Origin of the sequence: Actinokineospora sp., assembly GCF_050699995.1 — a bacterium.
In the GTDB taxonomy this organism is placed as follows: Bacteria; Actinomycetota; Actinomycetes; order Mycobacteriales; family Pseudonocardiaceae; genus Actinokineospora.
The window spans coordinates 1-10,610 of sequence record NZ_JBOHGC010000354.1 but is presented as its reverse complement, the minus strand read 5'-3'; the positions used below and the strand labels follow the sequence as shown (position 1 = coordinate 10,610).

Sequence of the window (10,610 nt, the reverse complement as noted above, 5' to 3'; positions counted from 1 at the left end):
GGTGTCGGACGGTCCACAGGGTCGGCTCCTCGTGGTGGCCGCCGAAGAGGAACCCGGCTGGCAGGCGACCATCGACGGCAAGCAGGCCGCGATCGTGCGGGCCTGGGGCCACCTCGTCGCCATCGTGATCCCGACCCGCGAAGCAGAGGTCCGGATAGAGCAGCCCACAGCCCTACGCAGCGTCCTGCTCCTAACCCAAGGCGCCGTAGTCCTGTTCATCCTGCTGACAGCCATTCCCGGACGCCGCGAAGAGGACTGAAGGTCAGGCTTCGCCGTCGATGACGCCGGGGTCGAGGTTGAGGTAGTTGGCCACCTGCTCGACGAGCACGTCGTGGATCAGCTCGGCGAGATCGGCGCCGTCCTTCGCCCTGGCCTCCAGGGGCCTGCGGTACAGGACGATGCGCGCGCGGGTCGGCTGTCCGCGTCGGTCGACACCCGCCGCCACCAGGCGGGCGAGCGGTACCCCGCTGTCGGCGAGCACCCCGTCGGGCGCGGTGCCGTCCGGGACCTCGGGCACGTCGTCGACGGCCACGTCGAGCTTGGTCAGCTCCGTGCGCCACCGGGCCTCGATCGGCTCCAGCGCGTCGAGCACGAGCGCGTCGAACTTCTCCGCGCGCGTGCTGGCCGCGGGCAGGGTCGAAGGGAACAGCGGGCCGCGCAGACCGCGGCCATGTCGATCGCGGTTGCGTCGTCCGCGCCGCCGGGAACTGCGAGCCGTCACCACGAGGAGCAGGTTACGCGGTCGCCCCGCTGCGCCGATTGGGCGTGCCTCGCGTGACGACGGCGGGTAGCAGGGCGTGTCGTGGGCGCGTCTGCGTCGCGCGAACCCTCGGAGGCGCTATGGTCACCGATCGTGCGGAGCGTGAGACGGTGTTCGCGAACCGGGTGTCTCAACCCGGCCGTCGCCACGCTGACCTACGCCTATGCGGAGTCCACCGCCGTCGTCGGGCCACTGGCCACTTACTCCGAACCGCACAGCTACGACCTGTGCGAGGAACACGCCCTGCGGCTGACCGTGCCGCGCGGGTGGGAGGTCGTCCGGCATGACGGCGAGTTCGCCCTGCCTGAGCCGACGGTGGACGACCTGACGGCGTTGGCGGAGGCCGTCCGCGAGGCTGGTCGCGTGGACCGGCCCATCGAGCCCCCCGACCCAGCCCTCGGCTTCCGACGCGGACACCTTCGGGTGCTGCCGGATCCGGTCAACGACTGATTTCGCGGTCGGTACTGCCGGGATGTTCCTCGCCGGTAGGCTGCCGGTGGCATCGCAGAGCCGCCGATCCGACCCCTTGGGAGCATCAGTGCGTGACCTGTCCGGCGTCTTCAAGGCCTACGACATCCGCGGCGTCGTCGGCGAGCAGATCGACGCCGACCTCGTCCGAGCCACCGGAGCCGGGTTCGCCCGACTCGTCGGCGGTCCGACCATCGTCGTCGGACACGACATGCGCGACTCGTCGCCCGGCCTGGCCGAGGCGTTCGCCGAGGGCGCGGCAGGCGAGGGCGTCGGTGTGATCAACATCGGCCTGGCCAGCACCGACATGCTCTACTACGCCTCCGGCAGCCTGAACCTGCCCGGCGCGATGTTCACCGCGAGCCACAACCCGGCGCGGTACAACGGGATCAAGCTCTGCCGCGCGGGCGCCTCCCCGGTCGGCCAGGACAGCGGCCTCACCGACATCCGCCGCGACGTCGAGGAGGGGACCCCCAGCTCCGGCAAGACCGCCGCCGTCGAGACGCGGGACCTGCTCGCCGACTACGCCGTCCACCTCCGCGAGCTCGTCGACCTGTCCGGCAGCCGCCCCCTCAAGATCGTCGTGGACGCGGGCAACGGCATGGGCGGCTACACCGTCCCGACGGTCTTCGAAGGCCTGCCCATCGAGATCATCCCGATGTACTTCGAGCTCGACGGCAACTTCCCCAACCACGAGGCGAACCCGCTCGACCCGAAGAACATCGTCGACCTGCAGGCCAAGGTCGTCGAGGTTGGTGCGGACGCCGGCCTGGCCTTCGACGGTGACGCCGACCGCTGCTTCGTCGTCGACGAACTCGGACAGCCGGTCTCCCCGAGCGCGGTCACCGCGCTGGTCGCGGTGCGCGAGCTGGCCAAGGACCCCGGCGGCACGGTGATCCACAACCTGATCACCTCGAAGGCCGTCCCCGAGATCGTCGCCGAGCACGGCGGCAAGCCGGTCCGCACCCGCGTGGGCCACTCCTTCATCAAGGAGGAGATGGCGCGCACCGGCGCGATCTTCGGCGGCGAGCACTCGGCGCACTACTACTTCCGCGACTTCTGGAAGGCCGACACGGGCATGCTGGCCGCGCTGCACGTGCTGGCCGCGCTCGGCGAGCAGGACGGCCCGCTCTCGGCGCTCACCAGCGAGTACAACCGCTACGCCGCCTCCGGCGAGGTCAACTCGACCGTCGCCGACCAGGCCGACCGGCTCGCCGCGATCAAGGCCGAGTTCGGCGCCCGCGACGGCGTGGAGCTCGACGAGCTCGACGGCCTGACCGTGCAGCTCCCGGACGGCGCTTGGTTCAACCTGCGCGCGTCCAACACCGAGCCGCTGCTGCGCTTGAATGTCGAGGCCGCCGACGACGCCGCGGTGGCCGCGCTGCGCGACGAGGTGCTGGCGATCGTGCGGGCCTGACCGGCGCTGATCTTGACCGAGCGGGAGCCGTCCCGCCCTGGGACACTCAGACACGAGGAGGACCACCATGGCAGTCGACCTGGACCCGCAGTTGCTCGACATCCTCGCGTGCCCGTCGGATGACCACGCCAAACTGGTCGTCGGCACGCCCGCCGACCCCGATGCCGACGCCTTGACCTGCACCGAGTGCGGGCGCCAGTTCCGGGTGGACGACGGCGTCCCCGTCTTGTTGCTCGACGAGGCCACCGAGCCGGGCGAGCAGCCGGCGGACCAGTGACGGCGCTGCCCGACGACAGCCTGCTGGACGACGCCGTCCGGCTGGCCGAGGTCGACACCCACGGGCTGCTGCGGGCCGCCGCGCGGGCGGGCGCCCAGGTGCGCGCCACCGCCGACGCCGCGGCCGAGGCCAGGATCGAGCGGCTGGAGGGGTTCAAGCCCCGTGCGATCGTGCTGGTCACCCGGCCCGGTCTGGGCCCGGCCGTGTCCCACCTGATCGCCGCGCTGCTGCTGCCGTCGTGCCCCGTCCCGCTCGTGGTCACCGACCAGGTGCCCAACTGGATCGGCCCGCTCGACGTGGTGATCGCGCACACCGACGACGCGGGTGAGACCGCGCTCGCCGAGTCGATCGCCCGCGCGGGCCGCTTCGGCGCGAGCATCGTGCTGACTGCCCCCGAGGAGGGGCCGGTCGCCGCCGCCGCGGCGGGCCAGGCCGTGCTGATCGCCCCGCGCATCACCGTGCCGCCGGGCTTCGGCTTCGCCAAGGCGCTCACGTCCGGTCTGCTCGCGATGCGTTCGCTGGGCCTGCTCAAGGTGGACATCGACGCCCTCGCCGACGAACTCGACAAAGAGGCCGAACGCGACCACATGCAGCACGAGTCGTTCGTCAACCCGGCGAAGTCGCTCGCGCTGCGGCTGGCCGACCACACGCCGCTGCTCTGGGGGCTCGACCCGGTCGCGTCCGCCGTGGGCAGGCACGCCGCGCAGGTCCTGGCCACCCACACCGAGGCCGTGTGCGACGTCGCGGGCTACCCGCAGGCGATGAGCCGCACCGCGCTGCACCGCGCGGCGGTCGCCGCCACCTCCGGCCGCGACGTGTTCGCCGACCCGGACGACTTCGACGCCCCCACCACCGCGCTGCGGGTGCTGCTCCTCGCGGTCCGCTCCGTCCCCGGTGACCCGGCGCGCGCCCACGCCGCGGCGACGCTGCCCGGGGCAGACCTGCTTTCCATCGCCGAAGAGGTGACCGGTGACGAGCCGACGCTCGCCGCCGTCCTCGCGCTCAGATTCGAACTCGCCGCGCTCTATCTCGGCCTGGCGGCGGGTACCGCGGGGGGATCGGGGCCGTACGCGCCCACTAACGCCTGATTCGGATCGGGCGAGTTCTTGGTGGACTGAGGATGGAGTTGTAGTGGAGCTTTTGCGCAATGCTGTGCGCCCGTACGCCTGGGGGTCGCGCACGACCATTGCCGAGCTGCTCGGAAAGCCGGTGCCCGCACCGCATCCGGAGGCGGAACTGTGGATGGGCGCCCACCCCGGCGACCCGTCGCACCTGGCGCGCACGGACGTCTCGCTGATCGGCTGCATCGAAGCCGACCCGGAGCGCCAACTCGGCGCGGAGAACGCGGCCCGCTGGGGCAACCGGCTGCCGTTCCTGCTCAAGATCCTCGCCGTCGACGAGCCGCTGAGTCTGCAGGCCCACCCGTCGGCCGCGCAGGCCGCCGACGGGTACGCGCGTGAAGAGAAGCTCGGTATCGCGCGCGACGCGAGTGAGCGCAACTACCCGGACCCGACGGCGAAGCCGGAACTGGTGTGCGCGCTCACCGAGTTCCACGCGCTCGCCGGCTTCCGCGACCCGCACCGCACGGTCGCCCTCCTCGACGCCGTGCGCACCCCGAGCCTGTCGCCCTACATCGACCTGCTGAGCGACCAGGCCGACTCCGACGGCCTGCGCGCGCTGTTCACCACATGGATCACGCTGCCGCAGACCTCGCTGGAGAGCCTGCTGCCGGACCTGTTCGAAGCGTGCGTGCGGCACATGAAGGAGCACGGCGAGTTCACCCTGGAATGCCAGACCGTGCTCGAACTCGGCGAGCGCTACCCCGGCGACGCGGGGGTGCTGGCGGCGCTGCTGCTCAACCGGCTGGTCCTCGGCCCAGGTGAGGCGATCTACCTGCCCGCGGGCAACCTGCACGCCTACCTGCACGGCACGGGCGTCGAGATCCTCGCCAACTCCGACAACATCCTGCGCGGCGGGCTCACCCCGAAGCACGTCGACGTCCCCGAGTTGCTGCGGGTGCTCGACTTCCGCTGCGGCGACATGCCGGTCACCACCGGCGACCACGACGGCGAACTGCGCACCTACCGGACGGACGCGGCCGAGTTCGAGCTGTCGCGCATCGAGTGGCCCGACGACGACCGGGCGGAGGTGGCGATGTCGAGCGGCCGCCCGCAGATCGTCGTCTGCACCGAAGGCGCGGTCACCGTGCGGGGAGACAGCGGCGAGGTCGCCCTGGCCCGGGGTCACTCGATCTGGGTGCCCGCCGCAGACCCGGAACTGAAGGTGCGTCCCGACGGGACGGGCCGGGCCCAGATTTTCATCGCGACCGTGGGTGTCGAGTCACCGGCGCATGACACGCTTTAGTCTCATCCCGACACACCGGACTGAGTTGAGGAGTGCCCGTGTCCGCAGGGGGTAGCACCAAGGCGATCCTGGCCGCGCTGTTCGCCAACGCCGGCATCGCCGTAGCGAAGTTCGCCGGCTTCCTGATCACCGGGTCGTCATCGATGCTCGCGGAGTCCGTGCACTCCGTGGCCGACACGTCCAACCAGGGCTTGCTCCTGATCGGCCAGAAGACCTCGTTGCGCGCGGCCACGAAGACGCACCCGTTCGGCTACGGCCGCGACCGGTACTTCTACTCGTTCATCGTCGCCCTGATGCTGTTCAGCCTCGGTTCGGCGTTCGCCCTGTACGAAGGCATCCACAAGCTCAGCCACCCGGAGCCGCTGAAGTCGGCGATCGTCGCGGTGATCATCCTGGTGGTCGCGATCGGCCTGGAGTGCTACTCGTTCTACACGGCCATCGTCGAGTCGAAGAAGGTCAAGGGCGACGCGACGTGGTGGGGCTTCATCCGCCATTCCCGCACCCCAGAGCTGCCGGTGGTGCTGCTTGAGGACGCGGGCGCCCTGTTCGGCCTCGTCCTCGCGCTCGGTGGCGTCGGCATGACGATCCTCACCGGAGACCCGGTCTGGGACGCCATCGGCACGATCTGCATCGGCGTGCTGCTGGGTGTCATCGCGATCATCCTGATCATCGAGATGAAGTCGCTGCTGATCGGCGAGGGCGCCACGCCCAGGGAGTCGGAGACGATCGAGGCCAGCCTGGTGAGCGGCAAGATCGAGCGCGTCATCCACATCCGCACCCAGTACGTCGGCCCCGACGAACTCCTCATCGCCGCCAAGATCGCCTTCACCTCGGACCTCACGCTGGCGGAGATCGCCCAGGCCATCGACCACGCCGAGGCCCGCATCCGCGCCGCCGTCCCCGCCGCCCGCCTGATCTACCTCGAGCCCGACCTCTACCGCGCCCCCGTCTAACCCGCGAGTCCCCACTTCCCGACACCGAGTTCCCCGTTCCCGACAATGAGTTCCCCGTTCCCGACAATGAGTTCGACGTTCAGGACAGTGAGTTCGACGTTCCTCGGTCGGGGCGGAAGCTGTCGACAAGTAGGATTCTCGCTCGTGCCCCTGCTCTGCTTGGATGTCGGCTCGACGTGGACGAAAGGCGCCTTGGTGGCACCGGACGGCGACCTGCTGGGGACCGCCCAGCACGAGACGACGCCGCCGGAGGTCCTCGACGGCGTGGCGGCGGTGACCTCGGCGCTCGCGGCCGGGGCGGAGGTGCTGGCGTGCTCGTCGGCGGGCGGCGGCCTGCGGCTCGCGGTCGTCGGACAGGAACGGCTGGTGAGTGCCGAGGCCGGTTACCGGGTGGCTCTCTCGGCGGGCGCGAAGGTCGTCCACGTGTCCAGCGGCGACCTCGACGGCGCGGGCATCCGGGCGCTGCGGGCGGACCGACCGGACATCGTGCTGTTGGTCGGCGGGACCGACGGTGGCGATCAGCGGGTGCTGCTGCACAACGCGCGCAAGCTGGCGGTCAACCGGATCACCGTCCCGATCGTGCTCGCGGGCAACTCCGACGCACGTGATGAGGCGCTCGCGCTGTTGGCGGTCCGCAACGTCGTCGCGACCGACAACGTGCTGCCCGATGTGGGTGAACTGGCCCCTGGGCCCGCGCGGCGAGCGATCCGGGCGGCGTTCCTGAGCCACGTGATCGGCGGCAAGGGGCTTTCCCGTGGGCCGCGGTTCCGGTCTCTGGTCCGCACGGTGACCCCGGACGCGGTGCTGACCGGTGTATCGCGGCTCGCAGGCGTGCTGGCGCGCGAGGAGGAACAGGGTGCGGTGCTGGTCGTCGACGTGGGCGGGGCGACCACCGACGTGTACTCCGCTGTGTCCACTGTGGAAGGTGAGCGGATCGCTACCGTGGCGTTGCCCGCCGACCGGCGCACGGTCGAGGGCGACATCGGCATGCGGTGGTCGGCGCCGGGGATCGTGGCCGAGGCGGTGGCGGAGCGGCTGATCAGCGGACCGGAAGACCTTGCGGCGGCGGCGAAACACCGCGCTCACGACGTGGACTTCATTCCGTCGACCGCTGAGGAGTCCGAAGTGGACATGCGATTGGCGTCGCTCGCGGCGATCCTCGCCGTCCGTCGCCACCTGCGGCTCGTCGACGGTCAACTGGGCCCCAAGGGAGCGGGCCTGCTCGTCCTGTCCGGCGGCGTCTTCCGGCACGCCTCCGCTGATGGTCTCGCCCGGGTGGAGGAGACGCTGCGGGCCGACCCGATCCTCCGCCCTGTCCTGCGGACCGCGCGGATGGTCGTCGACCGCCACTACGTCCTGGCCCCCGCGGGCTTGCTGGCCGACTCTGGCCGCGGTCCGGCGGCCGACCGCCTCCTGGAGTCGTCGCTCGTCTAGCCGGTGAGTGCGTCGACCTCGGCGTGGAACAGCAGTGCCGGATCGAAGCCCATTATGTCGAAGTGGCCTTCCACTTCGAGGCTGAGGACCCCGTGCATTCGTGTCCAGCCGATCACCGCGCGTTTCATGGCCGCGGGTGGCAGGCCCGTCCCACGCTGACGGATCCAGAGCGCGAACTGGCGTTCCAGTGCCGGGTGGCTCGACTCTTCGGGGATCTCGGCGAGGACCTCGGCGAAGGCGGTCAGGGTGCGTTGGGCCAGGTCGACCGTGTGCTCGGGCGCGCGGAAGGCGGGGACCGGGCTGCCGAAGAGGAGTAGGTAGCGTTGGGGCTCGTCGAGCGCCCATTCCCGGAAGGCGTCGGCCATCTCGCGCAGGCGGGCCTTGGGGGTGCGGCGGGCGGCGAGTTCGGCGGTCCGCTCGACCGTCTTGGCCAGTTCGGTGTATCCGTCGGCGATGAGTTCGCCGAGCAGCGCGTCGCGGCCGGTGAAGTAGCGGTAGAGCGCGGGCCCGGTGAGCCCCATCTCCTTGGCGATGGCGTTGAGGGAAACGCCCGCGGGGCCCGCGACCGCGAGCTGTGCCATCGCGATGCGCTTCGCGTCCCGCCGGGTGTCCTCGCGGTATTGCTCCCGCCTCGACATGTCCACACCCTTCTCCTTGACAGCCGAAGCGTAACAGGCTTAATCTATAGTTATAACCTCTAACGACAGCGAGAAGGTGTCACTGATGATCGTCGACCAGGTGGTGACCACCCGACGCGGTGGGCCGGAAGTGTTGGAACCGCGACAGACGCGGCTGGACCGCGACCCGCGCAAGGTGTTGGTCCGGGTGGCCGCGGCAGGCGTCGGACCGGCCGACATCGAGATGATGCGCGGCCGCTTCTACGCCCAGCCGAAGTTTCCGTTCGTCAGTGGATACGACTTGGTCGGACACGTCGAAGACGGCCGTCCCGGCCTGGTCGCAGCCATGCCCCGGATTGGCGCCTGGGCCAGCGCGGTCGAGGTCGACGCCGCCACGGTCGTGCCGGTGCCGGACGAGGTGGACCCGGCCGTCGCGGTCGCGCTGGTCACCAACGGCGTGACCGCCTGGCAACTCGCCCACCGGGTGGCCGGAGTCCAACCAGGTCACACCGTGCTGGTCCATGGCGCGTCGGGCAGTGTGGGAGCCCTGCTGACCCAGTTCGCGCTGCTCGCGGGCGCCAAGGTCATCGGCACCGCGTCAGCCGCGAACCTCGCCAAGGTCGCCTCCTTGGGGGCGACCCCGGTCGATTACCGGTCGGACGTTTCCGCCCAGGTCCGGACGCGCGCTCCCGCTGGCGTGGACGTTGTCTTCGACCACCTCGGCGGCCGGGCCCTGACGCGGTCATACCGCTTGTTGGCCCGCGGCGGCACCGTGGTCAGTTATGGCGCTGCGTCCACAGTGGACCAATCGGGCCCCGCCTTCCTGCCGTACCTCGGCATGGCCGCTCGCGTGGCCGCCTGGGAAGCACGTCGCTTCCTCGGCCTCGGTCGAGGCAGACGCGCCCGCCTGTACAACGTCACCCCAAACGCCCGCTTCCGTGAGGACCTGACCAAGGTCTTCACGCTCGCGGCCGCGAAGACCATCACCGTCGAGGTCACCAGATACCCCCTGCGCGAAGCCTCAACCGCCGTGCGCGACTTACTCGACAAGTCCGTTCAGGGCAAAGCGGTCCTGGTCCCTGGATGACTTCTAGCGCGTTCCCGCGCTTGGCCACGGCAGGCCCGACGATTCGGGTTCCTCCGGGTCAAGCCCGGCGGCCATCGCGACCGCGCGGTCCCACTCCGGGTCCGCCGTGTAGTTGCCGTGTTTGAGTACGCCCGGCGCCCACCGTCGGGCCGGGAACGGGCCGCGCATCGGGTCGGGGAGCCAGTGGTCGCCGCCCAGTACCAGGGCGCCCGTGGGGCTTCGCGTGGCGGCGGGCAGTGGGCCGACGGTGCCATCCGGGCGGAAGCCGGTGCCCAGAAGGCGGTCGCCGCAAACCTGCCTGTTCCAGGTCGTCACCGCGCCGCCTGCGGGGTCGGTGCCGCGGCACAGGGCGCGCCAGCGCGTGCCGAGTTCGCCCGCGAGCGTGCTCATCGAACTGTGGGGGACCACGGCGGGGAACGCGCGCGAGTACGCCCACTGCAGTTGCGAGCCCACGGTCACGATCCCGACCCGCTGCCGCTCCGGCTCGTTGAGCGACTCCAACAGCCGCGCGGCGGTGACGGCGACCAGCAGCCCGCCCTGGCTGTGGCCGGTCAACACGACCCGCGTGTTCGGGTCTCGCAGGTGATGACTCACCCGCGCCGCCAGCTCCGGGGCGACCTTGAGCGCGTAGCACGGCGGCACCGTCGGATGGGCCTCACGCGGCCAGAAGCAGGCCAGGTCGGCCACCACACCCAGCCGCCTGCCCAGCGCGGGGTCCGTCGCCGCGGTGTAGACCGCGCGCAGCAGCGACACCGCGAGCAGGCCGAGCGCGACGATCCCGACCGCGGAGAACGGCTCCATCCACACCGGCGGCTTGACGCCGAGAACCCGGGTCGTGACCGCGATGCCCGCGCCGAGCGCCAGGACGGTCGCCCCGGTCAGCAGCAGTCGGTGCAGGTTGCGGCGCTGCCACGTGGCGGTGTGCCACGCGCGGTCGGCGCGCAGCCGGTCCCGCGGCCTGCCCTGGTGCAGCAGGTCGACCTCGTGCTGCCCGCGCCTGCGCAGGTACTTGACGACCACCCACGCCACTACCGGCAGCGCCACGACGAGACCGATCGCCGCGCCCGCGCCCCACAGCAGGGTCACCTGGTCGTAGCCGGGGGGCAGCTTGATCCCCTCGGTCCCGACGAGCTTGCGCACCGAGATCGCCAGCCCCGCGCCGAAACCGCCGCCCAACAGCCCCGCGACGGCCAGCACCGGCGCCGACATCCACCCGCCCGCCCACGGCCGCAG

Annotated in this window: 11 protein-coding genes and 1 pseudogene; 9 read left to right on the top strand and 3 right to left on the bottom strand. The window is 71.1% G+C overall.

From position 1 onward, the window contains the following. Nucleotides 1-259, top strand: a pseudogene (locus tag ACRDSQ_RS17485) (hypothetical protein); the annotation flags it as partial. 3 nt (nt 260-262) lie between these two features. Here the strand turns inward: ACRDSQ_RS17485 and ACRDSQ_RS17480 are convergent. Then, nucleotides 263-724 (bottom strand): metallopeptidase family protein, encoded by a 462-nt coding sequence (locus ACRDSQ_RS17480; protein WP_431422476.1) that lies wholly within the window; start codon nt 722-724, stop codon nt 263-265. Nucleotides 725-853: 129 nt separating this feature from the next. Between ACRDSQ_RS17480 and ACRDSQ_RS17475 the strand changes: the two genes are divergently transcribed. From ACRDSQ_RS17475 to ACRDSQ_RS17445, 7 genes are all read left to right on the top strand, one after another. Then, entirely contained in the window at nt 854-1,210 is a 357-nt protein-coding gene (locus ACRDSQ_RS17475) for a DUF3499 domain-containing protein (RefSeq protein ID WP_431422474.1), read from the top strand. Nucleotides 1,211-1,298: 88 nt separating this feature from the next. Next, nucleotides 1,299-2,645 carry a phosphomannomutase/phosphoglucomutase gene (locus ACRDSQ_RS17470; protein ID WP_431422473.1) on the top strand — a complete coding sequence of 449 codons (1,347 nt, stop codon included), beginning with the start codon at nt 1,299-1,301 and terminating at the stop codon, nt 2,643-2,645. A 67-nt stretch (nt 2,646-2,712) separates the two neighbouring features. After that, nucleotides 2,713-2,922 (top strand): Trm112 family protein, encoded by a 210-nt coding sequence (locus ACRDSQ_RS17465; RefSeq protein ID WP_431422470.1) that lies wholly within the window; start codon nt 2,713-2,715, stop codon nt 2,920-2,922. Continuing rightward, the gene (locus tag ACRDSQ_RS17460; protein WP_431422468.1) at nt 2,919-4,010 is read left to right on the top strand and encodes a hypothetical protein; all 1,092 of its coding nucleotides are present in this window, start codon (nt 2,919-2,921) and stop codon (nt 4,008-4,010) included. Before ACRDSQ_RS17465 ends, ACRDSQ_RS17460 begins: the two co-directional genes overlap by 4 nt. Before the next feature lie 43 nt (nt 4,011-4,053). Beyond that, entirely contained in the window at nt 4,054-5,286 is a 1,233-nt protein-coding gene (gene manA, locus ACRDSQ_RS17455) for a mannose-6-phosphate isomerase, class I (protein WP_431422465.1), read from the top strand. 38 nt (nt 5,287-5,324) lie between these two features. Further along, entirely contained in the window at nt 5,325-6,239 is a 915-nt protein-coding gene (locus tag ACRDSQ_RS17450) for a cation diffusion facilitator family transporter (protein WP_431422464.1), read from the top strand. A 144-nt stretch (nt 6,240-6,383) separates the two neighbouring features. Then, nucleotides 6,384-7,673 (top strand): glutamate mutase L, encoded by a 1,290-nt coding sequence (locus ACRDSQ_RS17445; protein WP_431422463.1) that lies wholly within the window; start codon nt 6,384-6,386, stop codon nt 7,671-7,673. On the opposite strand, the gene ACRDSQ_RS17440 is transcribed toward ACRDSQ_RS17445, so the two are convergent. Continuing rightward, complete coding sequence (locus tag ACRDSQ_RS17440; protein WP_431422478.1) at nt 7,670-8,311, bottom strand: TetR/AcrR family transcriptional regulator; 642 nt, start codon at nt 8,309-8,311, stop codon at nt 7,670-7,672. The genes ACRDSQ_RS17445 and ACRDSQ_RS17440 overlap by 4 nt on opposite strands. 85 nt (nt 8,312-8,396) lie before the next feature. Between ACRDSQ_RS17440 and ACRDSQ_RS17435 the strand changes: the two genes are divergently transcribed. Further along, nucleotides 8,397-9,377, top strand: coding sequence for a zinc-binding dehydrogenase (locus ACRDSQ_RS17435; RefSeq protein WP_431422461.1), 981 nt, complete (start codon nt 8,397-8,399; stop codon nt 9,375-9,377). A gap of 3 nt (nt 9,378-9,380) precedes the next feature. Here the strand turns inward: ACRDSQ_RS17435 and ACRDSQ_RS17430 are convergent. Further along, on the bottom strand, nt 9,381-10,610 hold a 1,230-nt coding region (locus tag ACRDSQ_RS17430), incomplete at its 5' end, for a lipase family protein (RefSeq protein WP_431422458.1).

Coding starts and splice junctions, on each gene's coding strand:
- ACRDSQ_RS17435 (WP_431422461.1), top strand. CDS start 8,397: ATGATCGTCGACCAGGTGGTGACCACCCGACGCGGTGGGCCGGAAGTG.
- ACRDSQ_RS17465 (WP_431422470.1), top strand. CDS start 2,713: ATGGCAGTCGACCTGGACCCGCAGTTGCTCGACATCCTCGCGTGCCCG.
- ACRDSQ_RS17440 (WP_431422478.1), bottom strand. CDS start 8,311: ATGTCGAGGCGGGAGCAATACCGCGAGGACACCCGGCGGGACGCGAAG.